This is a genomic window from Nonomuraea mangrovi, from assembly GCF_042681425.1.
GTDB classification, from domain to species: domain Bacteria; phylum Actinomycetota; class Actinomycetes; order Streptosporangiales; family Streptosporangiaceae; genus Nonomuraea; species Nonomuraea mangrovi.
In genome coordinates, this window is record NZ_JBHUFV010000054.1 from 63,680 (window position 1) to 81,168 (window position 17,489).

Genomic DNA, 17,489 nt, shown 5'->3' on the forward strand with positions numbered 1-17,489 from the left:
AGATGCCATGCAGAGTGACAAAATAAGCGAGCCAACTTAAACACTAATCAAAGGCGGGGGACATCAAGAGCATGAAACGCGTGGTGATGGCTCACCCCTCGCCAGACCTCTATGGCTCGGACCGGATGCTGCTGCAGTCCGTTCGCGCGCTCGTCGATGAGGCAGAAGTCCTGGTCACGCTGCCGTGCGAGGGCCCTCTGGCCGACCGGCTCCGCGCCGAGGGAGCCGATGTCGAGGTGCTGGACGTCCCGGTCCTGCGCAAGGCCTACTTCTCCCCCTGGGGCCTGGCGCGACTGACCGTCCTTCTGGCCACGAGACTGCCCGCGATGGTCGCCTTCCTCAGGCGGCGAAGGCCGGACGTCCTGTACGTGAACACCCTCACGATCCCCTGGTGGCTGCTCGCGGGCAGGCTCTCCCGTGTTGGTCGCGTCGCCTGCCACGTCCACGAGGCGGAAGCGCAGTTACCCGGTCCGATCAGACGCGCGCTGTGTCTGCCCACACGCCTGGCTCACATCACCATCGCCAACAGCGCCAGTTGCCGTTCCCGTGTCGTGGCCGACGGAGCCCCGCCTGCCACGACGATCACGATCCACAACGGCGTCGCCGTTCCGGCGATGGGCCCACCACGGGAACATCCCGAAGGCGCGCTGGTGCTGATCGGCAGGCTCTCGCCGCGCAAGGGCAGCGATGTGGCCGTCCGCGCGACCGCCATCCTGTCCTCACGCGGCCGCGACGTCGTGCTGAGGGTCGTGGGCGATGTCTTCCCCGGCTACGAATGGTTCGACAGGCAGCTTCGCGAACTCGCAGGCCCTAACGTGATCTTCGCCGGATTCACCGACCCCGTCTGGGAGCATCTCGCCGACGCGGACGTCGTCCTCATGCCCTCCCACGGCGAGTCCTTCGGCCTGGTCGCGGTCGAGGGGATGATGGCCGGAAGGCCCGTGGTGGCCAGCGATGTTCAGGGGCTCAACGAGATCATCACGCATGGCGAGACAGGACTTCTCGTCCCGGCCGACGATCCCGTCGCCCTGGCCGACGCCATCGAGTCCCTCCTGGACGACTGGCCCCGTGCTCAGGCAGTGGCGGCCAAGGGCCAGGCCGACGCATTAGCGAGATTCGCCGTACCCCACTACCAGGATCGACTCAGAAGCGCCATTTTCGACATCTTGCCTCATGGCTAGAATCCCGGTAGGCCGCTTCATCACATGAAGGTGGACAAAACAGGCGGGGAGAGCGGGCTTCGTGGCGACAGATAGAAATGACGAGGACCGCGAGATCGGCCTCCTTGAGGCCTTATGGCAGTACAAATGGTCGTCGCTCCTCATCATCGCGCTGGCGGGCCTGCTCGCCGGCGCCGCCACAGTCTTCGTCTTCACCAGTGTGGAAGCCACCGCCAAGTTCGCCGTGACAGACCCCCGCAGTACGACCTTTCTCCGTCAAGGCGTCTCCTCTGACAGCAGCTACATCGCCTACACCAGCCAGCGAGCGGCCTTCACCGAATCGGCCGGCGTGCTCGACAAGGCCAGGCAACTGCTCGCGGCCGAGCATTCCCAGCAGATCGGTCTCGAGGACCTCAGGAAAGCGGTGGAAGCCAAGCCGGGCACCAACGGCGGCATCGTCGAGGTCACCGTCACCGCCCGCACGGACAGGATGGCGGCGCAGATCGCCAACGCCGTGGTAGCGGCCTACCAGATGCTGACCGAGGCGGACGCGCAGCGCGAGCAGCAGAAGCTGCTCAAGAGCGTGCGAAGCACTCGTGCCCGCATCGAGGCCGAGCTCAAGCGCGCCCCTCCCAGGAGCACGACGGCCGTCACCCTCGGCGAGGCCCTGGTGCAGCTCCAGCTCAAGGAGGGCGACGCCGCCATCGATCTGGCGCAGTACGGTTCCGGCGTCCGCTTCGTCGATCAGGCCAACCCGCTCAGGGTCACGCCCAGCCAAGCGCCCAAGAACATCGGCATCGGCCTCGCGGTCGGCATGCTGCTGGCGATCGTGATCGCCTTCCTGCGGGCGACCAACCCGATCTCCGCCGCGCAGCGGGTGACCTCGGGCACCGGACAGCGACAGCGAACCTCGAAGCCGGCGACCGGCGTGCCTTCTCCTCCGCCTGAACCCGCTCCCGTGGTGGAAGACGCCGGCGTGGAGGAGGACGACGTCACCGCCGTCTACGACAGGGACAAGTTGTTGGGTTACGTCCCCAGGACGCATCCGAGCGACAACGGTGTCCCTGTCGATTCCGGAGCCGGCCCCACGACGGGCAAGCGCTGAGGATGGGCTTTCTGACCACGGGGTTATCCCGCGTCCGCAGGCTGGCCACGTCCGCCGGAGGCTCGGTGGCGTCTCAGGCGGTGACCGCGCTCGGCAGTCTCGCGCTCCAACTCGTCGCCGTCCGCTTCATCGGCCCCGTAGCACTCGGTGCGTTCGCGCTGCTCTCAGCGATCCTGGTGAGCGCCACCACGGTGTACACCTCGTGGGTGGGCGACTCGCTCAACGTCCTCGACCGGTTCGACCCGGCCATTCGCGGCGCGCTGGTCGCTTCGGCCCTGTTCTTCGCGGTGACGGGCTCGATCGTCGGAGTCGTGCTGGCCGTCGTGCTGAGACTGACCAGCCCTGTGGGGGTCGGCCTCTTCGCGGTGCTGATCGTGTTGTGGCTGGCGCAGGAGACCTTCCGCCGTGTGCTCCACGCCCGTCTCGAGTTCGGCGCGCTTCTCGCCAACGACCTTGTCTACGCCATCACCACTCTGGTGACCTTGGGCGGCGTCTGGCTGCTGACCAACGAATTCGGCTTGGAGGACATCCTGCTGGCGATGTGCGTGGGCTGCGTCGCCGCTCTGCTCCGCACCCTCCGACGGCTTCCCCCGCAGGAGTACGCCCTCGTACGGCCCCGCAGGGCAGGCATGCGGGAGCTGAGCTCGTTCGCCGCCTGGCGATCCGCCCAGTCGAGTCTGCGCCCGCTTGCTCTCCTCGCGACCCGGGTCGCGATCGACACCCTCGCTTCGAGAACCGTGCTCGCGGTGGTGGAGGCCGCACGACTGCTGATGACGCCCGCGCTGACTCTCATCTCGGGAGCGGGCGGCTACCTCCTGCCGACCTTCGTGCGTCAGCGCAACGCGGGGCTGCCGCTGCGACCGCGGAACGCTCTCGTGGGTTCGTTGGTCCTCGTGGGCGCCTCCATGGCCTGCGGGGTGGCGGCCATCGCGACAGTGGGTTTCGTGGGGCCGCTGATCACCGGTGGTGCGTTCACCGTCGACGCCCTGACCGTGGGAGGGTGGGCCGTCTACGCCGTCAGCTTCTCGGCCACCCTGCCGCTCGCGTCCATGGCGACCGCCTACAAATTGTCCCGCCTGGTGTTCCTGGTACGAGGCGCCGAGACGGTGATCGGGCTTGCAGCGGTTCTGACGTTGCTCATCCTGCGCCCCGATATGGCAAAGTTCGCCCCTTATTGCATAGGCCTAGGGGGTGTGATCTCTGGGATCCTTCTCTGGTGGCGGCTGCGCAACACAAGGGACAGCGCGAGCAGTGGTCACATCGATTCCAAGAAAGGCTCCCATGCCATCTAGTCTGCGCATCGGGTCAGCGTTAGCGGCGGTGCTCTTCACGGCATTCGCTCCCGTATCCACGGCACTGGCCGCGAGTGACGTCGACCCCGCTCCCACCGCGAGCGCGGCCCCGTGGGTCAAGCAGTTCGCCTTCGAGGACGACCGCATCACGGAATCGAGCGGCCTCTACGCCAGCCGTCTCCACCCCGGCGTCGTCTGGACCCACAACGACGGCGAAGGCGTCCCGACCCTGTACGCGGTGGACGACAAGGGAAAGACGCTCGCGGCGATCTCCATCAAGGGCACCACGGTCATGGACACCGAGGCCGTCGGAGGCGCTGTCGACTCCCGCGGCAACTCCATGCTCTTCCTCGCCGACATCGGCGACAACGCCACCAAGAGAACATCCGGCATCTCGGTGCTCGCCATCGTCGAGCCCCCCGTGCTTGCGGACGGCGAGGTCAGCGCTCAGCGCTACCAACTGGTCTACCCCGACGGCCCGCACGACGCGGAAGCTCTCCTGGTTCATCCGCAGACCGGCAATCTGTACGTGATCACCAAGGGCACGTCGGGCGGAGCGGTGTACGGCCTGCCCTCCGCGCTGGTACCCGATGTGAACAACCGACTGGACTACATCGGCCCCATCCCGCATGTCGTCTCGGACGCGGCCCTCAACGCCGACGGCCTGATGTTCGTGCGCGGGTACAACAAGATCCGCGTCTTCGCGGACGTGACCGGCAAGCTGCTGGAGACCATTCCCGCTCCACAGCAGCCCCAGGGAGAGTCCCTCACCATCAGCGCCGACGGCAAATCCATCCTGGCGGGCAGCGAAGGAAAGGGAAGCGCCGTCTATTCCCTTGCCCTTCCCAAGGCCCTGGTCGCTTCTCCGACGAACACGCCCGGCCCCAGAGGGGACGGGAACGCCACGCAGGAAACGCCGTCCGCACAACCCGAACTGCCCATGCTGTGGCTCCTGGGGACAGGAGCTCTCCTTCTCGTTCTGATCGGTGCGAGCGGGGCGGCTGCGGCCTCCCGCAGGCGACGGCGGCGGGAGCCCGATGCCGCGAAAGTCATTGCGCTTCCATCACAACGGAGGAGATGAATAGCTGGGGCCTCGATTCCCCTCCATACTGAGCGGGAAACACTCCCATGTGGGGGGAATCATGAACGTCCGGAAATTTCTCGGAGCCCTCCTGCTCAGCCCGGCCCTCGTCCTGGCGTCGATATCACCCGCACATGCGGCGGACTACTCCACCCACCCCAGAGACAACTGGTTACCGAATGCTCGGGTATTCGCCATCGCCCATACCGGCGAGCGGATCGTCATTGGCGGCGACTTCACCAGCCTGCGCAATCCGGTAACCGGAGAGTCCGTCGCGCGCGGCAGGATCGCCATGCTCGACGCGGCGACCGGCGACCTCGTCAGGACGTGGGCGCCCACGGCGAACGGCTCGGTTCGAGCGCTGTCGGTCAGCGGTGGCCGGGTCTTCGCCGGGGGCGACTTCACGATCGTGAGCGGGCACGGCCGCAACAGGATCGTGGCCCTCGACCAGGCCTCCGGCGCCGTGATCGGCGGATGGAACCCGTCGGCGAACGGGTCCGTGCGCGCACTGGCCGTCATCGGCGCGACTCTCTACGCGGGCGGCCAGTTCGGTTCCGTGTCGGGCCACAGCCGCAGCCGCCTGGCCGCGATCGACGTCGGCAGCGGCGCCCTCAGAGCCGGATGGGCGCCCTCGGCCAACGCCACCGTCTATACGTTGGCTGCCAGGCCCGACGGAGCCGCCCTTCTCGTGGGAGGGCTGTTCACGACACTCGGCGGAAGCGCCCGCAACTACCTGGGCAGCGTGGACGCCGGCACAGGAACGGTGACCGGCTGGCAGCCACCTCCCGGTTGCCTCGTCCCCAGCAACCAGTGCATCGTGACCGACCTCGCGGTCGAGGGTGACAGTGCTTACGCCGCCATCGCGGGGCCCGGTGGCAGGCTGGCGGCCTACCAGCTGGACACGGGAGTGAGGCGCTGGGAGAGACTCGCCGACGGTGATGTCGAGTCCGTGGCCGTCCGCGACGGCCGCGTCTACGCCGGGGGCCACTTCTGTCCCGACTTCTCCGGGTTCATGCGATGCGACTTCGCCGCGGTCGACGCGGCCACCGGCGCCGTCGATCCTGACTTCGCCCCCACGGCGAACGGCCAGATATTCGCCCTGGACGCTGGTCCTGACGCGCTGCGCGCCGGCGGCGCCTACTCTCGGCTGAACGACGAGGCGCGGCCGTACTACAACGAGTTCCCCCTCCGTCCCCCGAGTACGGACATCACGCTGATCGCCTCGAGCGCGACCTGGCGCTACCAGGACAGTGGAGCCGATCTCGGCACCTCCTGGTCGCAACCGGCCTACGACGACTCCTCGTGGCCGTCCGGTCCTGCGCAGCTCGGTTTCGGGGACGGCGACGAGCGCCGAGTCCTGGCCTCAGGGCGCATCACCTATTACTTCCGCCACGCCTTCGCCGTCGCGGATCCCGCGGCTCTGCACGACGTGACACTCCGCGTCCTACGCGACGACGGGGCGGTGGTCTATCTCAACGGCCAGGAGGTCATGAGAAGCAACATGCCCTCGGGCACGATCACCTCGGGAACTCTGGCGCCGAGCACCGTCAACGGCGACGCGGAGAACACCTGGCAGACGGTGGCCGTCGCACCCGAGCGGCTGAACGCCGGTCAGAACACCATTGCCGTCGAAGTGCATCAGGCTCAACCGACCTCCAGTGACGTCAGCTTCGACCTGGCGCTCACCGCGCGTTAGGCGCGTCCCGAACGAGATATGTGGCGAACGCACCCGTGGTGTATTATTTCCCGTTATTCGCGCCGAGCCGAGAGAAGTCATGACCTCATCGCTCCCCCCTGTCCTGCGCGCGCGCGTTAAGGCGCGAATCGCCTTATCGAAATCCCTCCGCGTCGTTCCCGGCGGCCTCACGCTGCGGACCAGAAACACATTCGCGCGATCGCGTGGCGTGTCCAGGAAAGCGTTCGAGCAGGTCGTCCGACTTCTCCGGCACCGCCCTCTCGATTTCCTCGAGGAGTTCTCACTCCCGGACAATTCCGCTATTCGACTGGTAGCGGTGGAGTCGCGACTGGTCCGGCTTCTCTTCTGGTACGGCGAGCGGGGCTACGAAGGCATGGAAACGGAATGCTGGCGGCGGTTGTGCGCCGGCGCCGGCAATGTGCTCGAACTCGGCGCCAATATCGGCTACTACACCGTGCAGGGCGCCCGGGCAGCCAGGCCCTCGCGCTACGTGGCCGTCGAGGCCAACCCCGAGTCGGCGGCCATCGTCGAACGCAACATCGCCGCCAACGTCCTCGACAACGTCAAGGTCGTCCAGGCCGCGGTGGTCGGCGACGACGCGCCCGAGACACTGGACCTGGCCCTGCCCGACCAGGAACAGTACGTCGCACCCACCGGCGCCTACCTGACCCACGGCGGAGAGGGCATCACGGACCGGCCCGCCACCCGCACGATCAGCGTGCCCACGGTCAGGATCTCCGACCTCATCGATGGGGTGGACCTGCTCAAACTCGATATCGAGGGCTACGAGGCGAAGGTCCTGAGGGCCGCGTGGCAGCAGATACTCGCCGGGCGGCCGACGATCGTCCTCGAGGTGTTGCGGAACGTTCCCGACCTGCGCAAGGTGCTCCTCGATCTGCGCGCAGAAGACTACGAGGTGTGGGCCATCGGCCATGACGCCCTTCACCGCGTCACGGACGAGCAGCTCGCCTCGGACGCGCCGCTTCCGCGCTACGGATCCCGCGACGTCGTCGTGCTTCCGGCCGAGCACGCGGCCGACGTCATACGCCGTCTCACCCCTTGAGCTCGGGCCAGGCCGCGCGCAGGGCGTCACGCCAGCCGCGCATGCGCGGCAGTGACGCCTCCTCCCACCTGGCGTGTCCGAGAACCGCGTAGGCGGGTCTGGCGGCAGGTCGGGGAAAAGCCGAGGTACCCACCGCGGCCACGCGGTCGGGATCGGCTCCCAGCAGCGAGAAGATCTCGCGTGCCAGCCCGTGCCAGGTCGTCTGTCCGGCATTCGTGCCGTGATAGACGCCTGGAGGCGCCTCGGACCTGGCCAGGAGCACGAGTTGCCTGGCCAGGTCGGCTGCCCAGGTCGGCTGCCCGTGCTGGTCGTCGACCACTGGAACGACCTCGCGCTCTGATTCCAGCCTCACCATGGTCTTGACGAAGTTGGCGCCGGCACCGCCGTACAGCCATGCGGTCCTGACGACGTAGCCCGCCTGCGGCAGCAGTTCCAGTACCGCCCGCTCACCGGCCAGCTTGGTACGGCCATAGGCGTTGAGCGGGGCGGGCGGGGCGTCTTCCGCGTATGGCCGCGTCGCCGTGCCGGAGAAGACGTAGTCGGTGGAGAGATGGATGAGCCGTGCGCCCCTGTCGGCGCACGCCTGGGCGAGCGCCTTCGGTCCCTCACCGTTGACCTGCCGCGCCTGCTCCTCATGGGTCTCCGCGTCGTCCACCGCCGTCCACGCGGCGCAGTTGATCACTACGGAGGGCCTGACCTGGCTCATGACCTCGGCCACCGCGCGGGAGTCGCACAGGTCGAGCCCCGACCTGCTCACGGGGATGACATGCTCGTCTTCGGCCCTCAGCAGGTCCACGAGTTCGGCACCGAGCAGACCCGTGGCGCCTGTCACCATCCAGGTGGTCACGCACCCTCCTTGAGCGGTTTCCACCAGGAGGGGTTGTCGGCGTACCACCGGATCGTGGCCGCCAGGCCCTCGTCGAACCCGACCGTGGGCCGGTAGCCCATTCTTCTCAACTTGGTGTCATCGAGGGAGTATCTGCGGTCGTGGCCCTTGCGGTCCTCGACGCGATCCACACGCTCCCAGCCCGCGCCGCACGCGCGCAGCAGGCGGTCGGTCAGCTCGCGGTTGGTCAGCTCTGCCGTTCCGGCGATGTGGTAGATCTCGCCTGCGGTCCCCTTCTCCGCGACGAGCTGGATACCGGCGCAGTGGTCGGCCACGTGGATCCAGTCGCGGACGTTCTCGCCGTCCCCGTAGAGAGGGACGTTCCGTCCCTCCATCAAGTTGGTCGTGAACAGCGGGATGACCTTCTCAGGGAACTGATACGGGCCGTAGTTGTTGCCGCATCGGGTGATGCTGACCGCAAGCCCGTGCGTGACGGCGAAGGCCTGCGCGATCAGGTCGCCACCGGCCTTCGACGCGGAGTACGGCGAGCGGGGCCGCACCGGCGCGTCCTCGGTCCACGAACCCGTCGCGATGGAGCCGTAGACCTCGTCCGTCGACACATGGACGACTCGGGGCGTTCGCGCGTCCAGGCACGCCTGCAGCAGCACCTGTGTGCCCAGCACGTTGGTACGGACGAACTCCCCCGCGCTGTCGATCGATCGGTCGACGTGTGTCTCGGCGGCGAAGTTGACGACGAGGTCATGACCGGGCACCGTCTCGGCGAGCAGCGCGGCGTCCCCGATGTCCCCGTGCACGAACGCGAAGCCTCCCGCGACCGGCTCCAGGTTGGCCGGGTTCCCCGCGTAGGTAAGCCGGTCCAGCACGGTCACCGAGGCGCCGGCGAAGGCCGGATATCCACCGGTCAGAAGCGTGCGTACGTAGTGCGACCCGATGAAGCCGGCGCCGCCCGTGACGAGAACTCTCATGAACTGATCTGCACCTTGCTGTGATCACCCAGCACCAGCCGGTGCGCTCGGGGGGTGTGGGGGGCGGGAGTGACCTCGACGTCGTGACCGATGAGCGATGCCTCTATCCGTCTCACTCCTGAGATCGAGGCGCGAGGCAGCACGATCGAGTACTCGATCTCGCTGTTCGAGATCCGGCAGTCTCTCGCGATCGAGGTGTAGGGACCGATGTAGGAGGCGCTCACCTCGCTGCCCGACCCGATGACGACGGGGCCCACGATGCGCGATCCGCGTACCACCGCCCCCGGTTCGACCACCACGCGACCGATGAGCTGGCTGGTGGAATCCACGCTTCCCGCAACCTCCGGTTCCAAAGATTCCAGCACCAACCGGTTCACTTCCAGCATGTCCGTGACGTTACCTGTGTCCTTCCAGTAGCCGGAGATGATCGTGGACTCGACCCTGTGCCCCCTGTCGAGGAGCCATTGGATGGCATCAGTGATCTCCAGCTCGCCACGCCATGACGGCTTCAGCTCGCCCACCGCTTCGTGCACCGCCGGAGTGAAGAGGTAGACACCCACCAGCGCCAGGTCACTCTTCGGCACGGCGGGCTTCTCCTCCAGGCCGACGACACGGCCGTCCACGTCGAGTTCGGCCACGCCGAACTGCTCGGGCTCGGCCACCTTGGTCAGCATGATCTGCGCCGCGGGCCGTTCCTCCCTGAACCTGCTCACCAGATCCTCGATGCCGCCCACGATGAAGTTGTCGCCGAGATACATGACGAAGTCGTCGCCGCCGAGGTATTCGCGAGCGGTCATCACCGCGTGCGCCAGCCCCAGCGGCGCTTCCTGCCGCAAGTAGGTGACCGACAGGCCGAACTGCGAGCCGTCACCGACCGCGGACTCGATCTCGGCGTGCGTGTCGCCCACCACGATGCCGACCTCGGTTATTCCGGCCTGGGCCAGGGACTCCAGGGCATAGTAGAGAACAGGCTTGTTCGCCACGGGAACCAGTTGCTTGGCGGACGTGTGCGTGATCGGCCGCAGCCGAGTGCCCGATCCTCCGGCCAGCACCAGAGCTTTCATCAGTACGCCCCTTCACCGCGGGTGACCGCGGGCCAGGTCTTCCAGAGGATCTGAAGATCGAGGATGAGTGACCAGTTCTCCACGTAACGCAGGTCGAGCCGTACCGACTCCTCCCAGCTGAGATCGGAGCGTCCGCTCACCTGCCATAAGCCGGTGATGCCAGGCTTGACCAGCAGCCGGCGTCGGACATCGTCCCCGTACTTGGCCACTTCCTCCGGCAAGGGAGGGCGTGGGCCGACCAGCGACATGTCCCCGCGTAAGACGTTGACCAGCTGCGGGAGTTCGTCCAGGGAACAGCGTCGTAACCACGCGCCGACGGGGGTGATCCTTGGATCGTTCCTAATCTTGAAAAGCAGGCCGTCGCTCTCGTTCAGCTCGCGCAGGCTCGCCTTGATCTTCTCCGCGTCGGAAACCATCGTTCTGAACTTCAGAACGGTGAACTCCTTGCCGTCCTTGCCCACCCTGGTCTGCCGGAACAGCGCAGGCCCCCTACTCGCGGCCCTGATGACCAGCGCGACGACCGCGAAGATCGGCATCAGGAGCAGAAGACCCGAAGCGGCGATCACCTTGTCGAACGCGCTCTTGACGAGCCATCGGCCGCCTCGAAGATCGGGGTGGTCGACGTGTAACAACGGGAGGCCGGCGACAGGGCGGATGTTGATCCGAGGACCGGCCACCTCCATGAGCGCGGAGGCGACGTAGAGATCGGTGTCCCGCTCCTCGAGACGCCACGCCAGCTGCCGCAGCGCGATACCGTCGAATTCGGGGCACGAGAGCACGGCCACGGTGTCGGCGCCCACCTGGGCTACCACCTCGGGAACGTTCTTGAAGTCGCCCAGCACGGGAAAGCCGTCGAACTGGTGCGGCACCTCCGGTTCGGCCAGGGTGGGCACGCATGCGCCGACGATGCGCATCCCGTGATAGCGCTCCCTGCTCAGCTGACGATGGAGTTCGAGCGCGGCCGTCCAATGTCCGACGACGAGTACCCGCCGCATGCACTCGCCCTCGTAACGGCGCTGGTGCAGCCGCTTTCTCATCCGGTAGCGGAAGAGGAGGTTCGCGCCCGCGGCCAGCGGCAGCCCGGCTATGACGTACCCGCGTGCCACCGGCGTCTGCGTGGCATAGGCGATGATCGCGACGAGTGAGGCCAGCGCCGCGGCCGCCTGGAAGACCTTGCGGTACTCGTCGGGCGCGTCGCCGAGATAGCGTTCGTCGTAACCGCCGGTGGCCGCGATGGCCACCGGCCAGCACGCCATCAGGAGCGCGGCCAACCCGATTTCCGCGGGCGTCAGGTGCCCGGCGAGTCCTCTGATCGCCGATACGCTACTCAGCCCGACTGCCACGCACCCGAGATCACCGAACAGCGCCGTCCTGACATAGCGACGAAACCATGCACGTCCGTGCTCCTGTTCTGCCGAGACCACTGTTCCGTATACGGCCGTTTCCATTGCCCCTCGCTGCACTCGCCCCGCCCCATGCACAACAGACGTCCCAGAAACCACGCCGGTTGACAGCAAATGCCCCTCAATCCGGATCATCCATAGAATCCAGACCTTCGGTGTTAATCGGAAGGCAACGTGGGCGTCCAGATCTGGCCATGTACGTTGATAAGTGATGGTCTTGACATCCCGGACGCACCGCGTGATCAGCCGAGGGCGCCGACCTCACCCGCAGCAGCCGCAACAGGGGCAACAGTGATGGCCGCATCTCCATCGAAAGGCCTATCACGGGCCCTGGCAATCATCGCCCTTGACAACAGGGGAGTCGCCTCGATGGTGACTAGTCGTACTCCAGGTCCGGCAGCGACGAGGGCGGCTCAGGACTCCGCCAGACGATCACGACCCCGTCCCTGGCCGCCTCAGATGCGATGAGCAACCGATCGAGATCGAAATCCGGCAAGTAGCGGAGACGCGCCAGGAAACTGGCATCGGTAGCGGATCGCGGCACGACGCACCCTTCCCCGTCGCGATCGAGAAGGATGTAGAGGACCTCGGACTCCGATTCGGAGGCAACCCGCACCTCGACGACGTCTTCCCACGCCAGCGCCTCGACGCTGCCGTCGGAATAGTGGCGGGCCACGCCCTCCTCAGTGACGTACACGTAGGACTCCGGCACTGCATTGCCGTGCATGGGCGCGATTCTTGCGACATCGGGGTGTTTCCCGCAAGGGACCAACACCGCAGAATGTCTGGAAGCACCTCGCCCGGCGCTTGCCATCTCCGAGCCGACAGGTTCAGCGCTTCCATGCACGGCCAACCGCTTTTATAGGTATGAGGGTGACATGACGCTTTGTTATAGAAAAGTGGCGATAGGCCTTCTTGCCATACTGACGGCCTCCAGCTGTGCCGGCACGTCGAGCGCGGCACCGTCTGCCGCCACCAAGATCTTCGTGTCCGCCGTGGACGGGGACGACTCGAACTCCGGAACAGTCGAACGGCCCCTCCGCACCGCCACCGAGGCCCTCAGCCGGGCCCAGGCCGGCACGATGACGACGATCGTCTTACGCGCCGGCGACTACCGCGAGTCGCTCGGCGGCATCTCCAAGCCGGTGACGCTGGAGGCCTACTCCGGTGAGGAGGTCTGGCTCAAGGGCAGCTCCGTGATAGAGCCGCACCGGTTCGTTCAGGACGGCCATGCCTGGCGGCTGGACGGCTGGAACCCGGACATCTGCCGGCCCGGAGCGGATCTCAAGGCCTGCGTCTATCCGTCCGACATCACGCAGGGCAACGAGCTGGCCGGTGACCCCGCGATGGTGTTCCTCAACGGCAAGCCCATGCGGCAGGTAGCCGACCGTGAGCACCTGCGGGTGGGAACGTTCTACTCCGACAGCGCGCGCAACGCGCTCTACGTCGGCAGCGACCCGGCCGGGCAGTCGATAGAGGTTTCCGATCGGCGCTACGCCGTCCAGTTCCTGCCCGGATCCGAGCACTCCGTCGTTCGAGGACTCGGTTTCACGCACTACGCCACCAGCCAGGACTACCGGAAGCAACCTGCGGCCGTCATCGCCCAGGCCGACGGTGTCATCCTGGAGGACAACACGATCACACTGAACGCGGCCGCAGGCATCGTCGCGAACGCCTCAGGCATGCGACTCAGCGGGAACGAGATCTCCTACAACGGTTCGAACGGGGTGCTCTCCTACCAGGCCGGCGATCTCACCTTCGACGGCAACCGCGTCATCGGCAACAACCTGGAACGCACCGGCCTGGAATCGGCGCGCAGCCTCGCAGGCGCCGGTGTGAAGGCGACCTACCTGCGCAACGCGATCATCAGGGACAACGTCTTCGACGGCAACCTCGGCGCCGGGTTCTGGTGCGACCTGTCCTGCGAGAACGTCACGATGGTGCGGAACCTGGCCAGGAACAACAGCAAGCACGGCCTGTACTACGAGGTCTCCTCGCGCGGGCTCATCGCCTCCAACCTGATGACGGGCAACGGGCAGTACGGCCTCAAGATCAGCGGCTCCAACCAGGTCCGCGTCTACAACAACACGCTCGCGGACAACGCCCAGACCCTGCTGATCGCCGAGGATCCCCGGCCACACGCCGACCGGTGCAGCTCCGACAACTGTCCCGGCAAGGAGGCTCTCGACCGCGGAGTGACGTGGGACACCACGGATGTCACCCTCGTCAACAACATCTTCGCCGCGCGGGCGGGCGGCGAGACCGTTGTCGAGACGATCGACGCCAACGAGCGATCGTCCGGCAAGCGGGTGGGGGCCGACGGCATGATCCCCGTCAGCCAGATGGACCACAACGGCTACTACAGGGCGGACGCGGCAAGCCCGTCGCAGTTGGTCACATGGGCGCTCCAAGACGGCGGCGACGCCGGCTATCCGACGTTGCCGGCGTTCGCGGAAACGGGCCGGGAAAGGCACGGACTCTACCAAGAGGGCGCGCAGACCTACTTCATCGGCAAGGACGGCTACCGGGTCCGTCCGGACAGTGCGGCGGCCACCGGCGGCCTGCCGCTACCCGAGGACGTCGCCGCCGCCGTGGGTGTGGAGGCGGGCGCTCGACCGCCTCTCGGCGCGCTCAGATGGCCAGGTTCGAACGGCGAGGAGACCAGACCGGAGGCCACCCCGGAACCCACCGACCCCTCCTCCGGCAGGAGGACCTCTTCCGGCACCGGCGTGCTGGACAGGACGGTGCTCCTCCTCAGCCATCCGGACGATGGCCGCGTGCTGATGACGCTCGACAGGAAGGAGGCCGAACAGGCCGCGACGTTCCAGGGGTTCGAAGACCTCGGCGTCGGGTTCCTCGCCTCCCACCGGCGCGGACCCGCGCTCGCTCCGGTCTACCGCCTCGCCCATCCGACGACAGGCGACCTGCTCTTCACCACGAGCGCGACCGAGCGTGAGAGCGCGGTTGCGCAGTGGGGCTACCACGCGAGAGCCGTCGCCTTCTACGCCGCGGCCGCGCCAGGACCCGGACTCGTGGCCGTCCACCGCCTGCAGAAACGCGCCTACCACCACTACACGACCGACACGTCCGCTCGCGACGCCGCGATCGCCGACGGCTGGCGCTACGAGGACATCGCCTTCTACGTGAGACCCGCCGCCTAGTCCGTCGTGGCGCCCCAGGAATGTCCGAGATGCTCCTTGACAACAGACTGTGCGTCGCCGCCCGCTATCGCGTCAAGAAGTGCGCGGTGCTCGGCCACCAGCCGGTCGCGGTCCTCGTACACCCTGCGCAGCCTGACGAGCCCCAGCCGCGTCTCCGCGGCCAGGGCTCCGTACAGCCTGACCAGCCGCGGGCTGCCGACCGCGTCGATCAGCGCCGCGTGCAGTGCCATGTGCTCGGCCACCACGTCCGACCACGGCGCGTCGTCCGGCAGGGCGGCCATCCGCTCCAGCGCCGCCTCCGCCTCGGGCACCCGGCGACCCGCGAGCGAGCGCGCCATCAGGTCCTCCAGCGGCCTGCGGACGAACATCAGGTCGTCGAGGTCGTCGATCGTCACCTCGGGGACGTAGGCGCTGCGGTTGCGCTCGCGCCTGAGCAGCCCCTCGTGCACGAGCACGGCCAGCGCCTCCCTGACCGTGGGCCTGGCGACGCCGTAGAGGGCGGCGAGCTCCTGCTCGGGCAGCGGCGTGCCCGGATCGATCTCGCCCGACAGCACCCGCTGCCGCAGCGCGTCAGCGAGCGCGCTGACCGTCGACACCGGCCTCAGCACTGATCGGCTCCCCTTCTGACACCGGCCGTCCTTCCCTGGTCGGCTTACGCGCCGGGACGGCCACCGCCACGAGGCTAACGCCCAGGAGCACCAGCCCGCCCCATGACACAGGGCTCAGCGTCTCGTGCAGCACGACCAGGCCGAGCAGCGCGGCCACCGCGGGTTCGGCGAGGGCGAGGGTGGCCGCGGTGGACACGGGGGTGGTGCGCAGGCCCCTGCCGTACAGGAAGTAGGCCAGGGCCGTGGTGCCGAGGCCGAGGTAGAGCGCGGCGAGCAGGCTGCGCGGCTCGGCCAGCCAGCCGGGACCCGTCGCGATCAGGATCGGCAGCATGACGGCGGCGGCGCCGCCGAACATGACGCCCATCACGCCGTCGGACGGGGCGCCCGCGTTGATCGCGCGGGCCGCGGTGACCGCGTAGAAGGCGTAGATCAGGCCGCCGAGCAGGGCGAGGAGCACGCCTTCGACGACCTGGTCGCCCGCCCGGGCACCGCTGCCGGCGATCAACGCGGCGCATCCCGCGATGGCGGCGGCCGTCGCCGCGGCCCAGCGCGCGGAGAACTGCCGGGACAGCAGCCCGGTGAAGACGGGGCCGCTGCCGATCGCGACGACCGTGCCGATGGCCACTCCCGTACGGCTGACCGCGGCGAAGAAGCACAGCTGGTAGGCGGCCACGGCGACCGCGCCCAGCAGCAGGGCGGGCGTGATCCGCACTCCTCTGACCATGAAGGCCAGCACGAGCCCGCCGAAGACGAGGCGAGCCGCGGCGACGGAGATCGGATCGGCGGTGATCAGCAATCCTGCCGTGCCGGCCGTGCCCCAGAGGACCGCGGCGACGAGGACGTTCTTCATAGAAGGATTGTCTGACAACTAGACAAGGTTCGTCCAGTCATTTGTCCGGGTATGTCACGTGAGGTGAATCTCAGGGGCATCGCGGCGGTCCCGCTCGCCATCGGAACGTTCATCGGGAGCTGCGGCGCCGCCTCCGCACCCACGGCACCGCCCGAGGAGTCCCTGCCCTCGCTCGCCCCGGCGGCGCTGCCAGAGAAGGCGCTCTCCTCGCTCCCCCCTGAGGCGACCAAGACCTGGCGGCTCATCCAGAGCGACGGGCCGTTCCCCTACCGGCGCGACGGCGTGGTCTTCCAGAACCGCGAGCGCATCCTGCCGCAGCAGAAACGCGGCTACTACCACGAGTACACGGTGCCGACCCCAGGCTCGCCCGGCAGGGGCGCGCGGCGGCTCGTCACCGGAGCCGGGGTCGACGAGCTCTACTACACGGGCGACCACTACCGGTCCTTCGTCGCCGTGGACGTGAAGCGATGAGATTCGAGCACCGGATCGACGGAGCGCGACTCGACAGCTCCGACGGGGTGATGACCGCGATCGCCTCCGCCCTGGAGTTCCCCTCCTACTTCGGCTACAACCTCGACGCGCTCTACGACAGCCTCACCGACCTGTCGTGGCTTCCCCCCGGCGAGCACGTGCTCATCTGGTCGAACCCCGGCGCGTTGCGCGCCGCCGACGCCACCGCCTACGACGCCATCGCCGTCGTGCTGGCCGACGCGGTGGCCGACGGAGCCGAAGGCGACGCCCATCTCTCCGTCGTCCTGCGGTCCCGCTGACCCCTGCTTGTCGGCGAGCGGACGGCCCGCCGATACTGTCCCCGACGGGTCAGAGGTTGCTACTGTTGACCGCTTCCCGGAGGCGAGGAATGAGTGAAGACTGGTTAGTCCGGCCGTACATGATGACGCGCGGCCGCACCCGCCCGACCGGCGAGGATTTCGACCTCATCGCCATCGTGGCCGCCACCGGTGTGCCCTCGCCGTCGGCGGGCCTCACCCCCGAATACCTCAGAGTGCTCGCCGCCTGCCGCAACCCCGTCTCCGTCGCCGAGGTCGCCTCCGCCACCGGGCTGTCGGTCGGCGTGGTCCGCGTCCTGCTCGGCGATCTCCGCGAGCGCCAGCTGGTCACCGTACGACACGCCGCCGAGGACGTCGACGTGCTGCGTGACGTGCTGCAGGGCCTCAGATCCCTGTGACCACCTCC

General features: G+C 67.7%; 17 protein-coding genes. 10 read left to right on the top strand and 7 right to left on the bottom strand.

Features of this window, described 5'->3' with window-relative positions:
- The first annotated feature begins 71 nt into the window (after nt 1-71).
- From ACFSKW_RS36390 to ACFSKW_RS36415, 6 genes are all read left to right on the top strand, one after another.
- Nucleotides 72-1,181: a glycosyltransferase family 4 protein gene (locus ACFSKW_RS36390; RefSeq protein ID WP_379577719.1), complete on the top strand. Its 1,110-nt coding sequence runs from the start codon at nt 72-74 to the stop codon at nt 1,179-1,181.
- Between the two features lie 61 nt (nt 1,182-1,242).
- Complete coding sequence (locus ACFSKW_RS36395; RefSeq protein ID WP_379577721.1) at nt 1,243-2,265, top strand: hypothetical protein; 1,023 nt, start codon at nt 1,243-1,245, stop codon at nt 2,263-2,265.
- 65 nt (nt 2,266-2,330) lie between these two features.
- Nucleotides 2,331-3,557 carry an MATE family efflux transporter gene (locus tag ACFSKW_RS36400; protein WP_379577723.1) on the top strand — a complete coding sequence of 409 codons (1,227 nt, stop codon included), beginning with the start codon at nt 2,331-2,333 and terminating at the stop codon, nt 3,555-3,557.
- Nucleotides 3,517-4,638, top strand: coding sequence for a hypothetical protein (locus tag ACFSKW_RS36405; RefSeq protein ID WP_379577725.1), 1,122 nt, complete (start codon nt 3,517-3,519; stop codon nt 4,636-4,638). Before ACFSKW_RS36400 ends, ACFSKW_RS36405 begins: the two co-directional genes overlap by 41 nt.
- 61 nt (nt 4,639-4,699) lie before the next feature.
- Nucleotides 4,700-6,334: an outer membrane protein assembly factor BamB family protein gene (locus tag ACFSKW_RS36410; protein WP_379577727.1), complete on the top strand. Its 1,635-nt coding sequence runs from the start codon at nt 4,700-4,702 to the stop codon at nt 6,332-6,334.
- A gap of 316 nt (nt 6,335-6,650) precedes the next feature.
- Nucleotides 6,651-7,397, top strand: a complete 747-nt coding sequence (locus ACFSKW_RS36415) for an FkbM family methyltransferase (protein ID WP_379577729.1) — start codon at nt 6,651-6,653, stop codon at nt 7,395-7,397.
- On the opposite strand, the gene rfbD is transcribed toward ACFSKW_RS36415, so the two are convergent.
- The 5 genes from rfbD to ACFSKW_RS36440 form a co-directional block, all read right to left on the bottom strand.
- A complete protein-coding gene (rfbD, locus tag ACFSKW_RS36420; RefSeq protein ID WP_379577731.1) occupies nt 7,387-8,244 on the bottom strand; it encodes a dTDP-4-dehydrorhamnose reductase in 858 nt (285 codons plus the stop codon). The genes ACFSKW_RS36415 and rfbD overlap by 11 nt on opposite strands.
- The gene (gene rfbB / locus ACFSKW_RS36425; RefSeq protein ID WP_379577733.1) at nt 8,241-9,209 is read right to left on the bottom strand and encodes a dTDP-glucose 4,6-dehydratase; all 969 of its coding nucleotides are present in this window, start codon (nt 9,207-9,209) and stop codon (nt 8,241-8,243) included. The genes rfbD and rfbB overlap by 4 nt, the downstream gene beginning before the upstream one ends.
- Nucleotides 9,206-10,273, bottom strand: coding sequence for a glucose-1-phosphate thymidylyltransferase (locus ACFSKW_RS36430; RefSeq protein WP_379577735.1), 1,068 nt, complete (start codon nt 10,271-10,273; stop codon nt 9,206-9,208). The genes rfbB and ACFSKW_RS36430 overlap by 4 nt, the downstream gene beginning before the upstream one ends.
- Nucleotides 10,273-11,811, bottom strand: coding sequence for a sugar transferase (locus ACFSKW_RS36435; RefSeq protein WP_379577737.1), 1,539 nt, complete (start codon nt 11,809-11,811; stop codon nt 10,273-10,275). The genes ACFSKW_RS36430 and ACFSKW_RS36435 overlap by 1 nt, the downstream gene beginning before the upstream one ends.
- A 241-nt stretch (nt 11,812-12,052) precedes the next feature.
- Nucleotides 12,053-12,403 carry a hypothetical protein gene (locus ACFSKW_RS36440; RefSeq protein ID WP_379577738.1) on the bottom strand — a complete coding sequence of 117 codons (351 nt, stop codon included), beginning with the start codon at nt 12,401-12,403 and terminating at the stop codon, nt 12,053-12,055.
- A 259-nt stretch (nt 12,404-12,662) separates the two neighbouring features.
- On the opposite strand from ACFSKW_RS36440, the gene ACFSKW_RS36445 reads away from it, so the two are divergent.
- Complete coding sequence (locus ACFSKW_RS36445) at nt 12,663-14,837, top strand: right-handed parallel beta-helix repeat-containing protein (protein WP_379577740.1); 2,175 nt, start codon at nt 12,663-12,665, stop codon at nt 14,835-14,837.
- On the opposite strand, the gene ACFSKW_RS36450 is transcribed toward ACFSKW_RS36445, so the two are convergent.
- Nucleotides 14,834-15,445 (bottom strand): GntR family transcriptional regulator, encoded by a 612-nt coding sequence (locus ACFSKW_RS36450; protein ID WP_379577742.1) that lies wholly within the window; start codon nt 15,443-15,445, stop codon nt 14,834-14,836. The genes ACFSKW_RS36445 and ACFSKW_RS36450 overlap by 4 nt on opposite strands.
- Complete coding sequence (locus ACFSKW_RS36455; protein WP_379577743.1) at nt 15,408-16,295, bottom strand: EamA family transporter; 888 nt, start codon at nt 16,293-16,295, stop codon at nt 15,408-15,410. The genes ACFSKW_RS36450 and ACFSKW_RS36455 overlap by 38 nt, the downstream gene beginning before the upstream one ends.
- A gap of 51 nt (nt 16,296-16,346) precedes the next feature.
- Between ACFSKW_RS36455 and ACFSKW_RS36460 the strand changes: the two genes are divergently transcribed.
- From ACFSKW_RS36460 to ACFSKW_RS36470, 3 genes are all read left to right on the top strand, one after another.
- Nucleotides 16,347-16,766 (top strand): guanyl-specific ribonuclease, encoded by a 420-nt coding sequence (locus ACFSKW_RS36460; RefSeq protein WP_379577745.1) that lies wholly within the window; start codon nt 16,347-16,349, stop codon nt 16,764-16,766.
- Nucleotides 16,763-17,065 (top strand): barstar family protein, encoded by a 303-nt coding sequence (locus ACFSKW_RS36465; protein ID WP_379577746.1) that lies wholly within the window; start codon nt 16,763-16,765, stop codon nt 17,063-17,065. The genes ACFSKW_RS36460 and ACFSKW_RS36465 overlap by 4 nt, the downstream gene beginning before the upstream one ends.
- An 89-nt stretch (nt 17,066-17,154) precedes the next feature.
- Complete coding sequence (locus ACFSKW_RS36470; RefSeq protein ID WP_379577748.1) at nt 17,155-17,481, top strand: DUF742 domain-containing protein; 327 nt, start codon at nt 17,155-17,157, stop codon at nt 17,479-17,481.
- Nucleotides 17,482-17,489 lie beyond the last annotated feature (8 nt).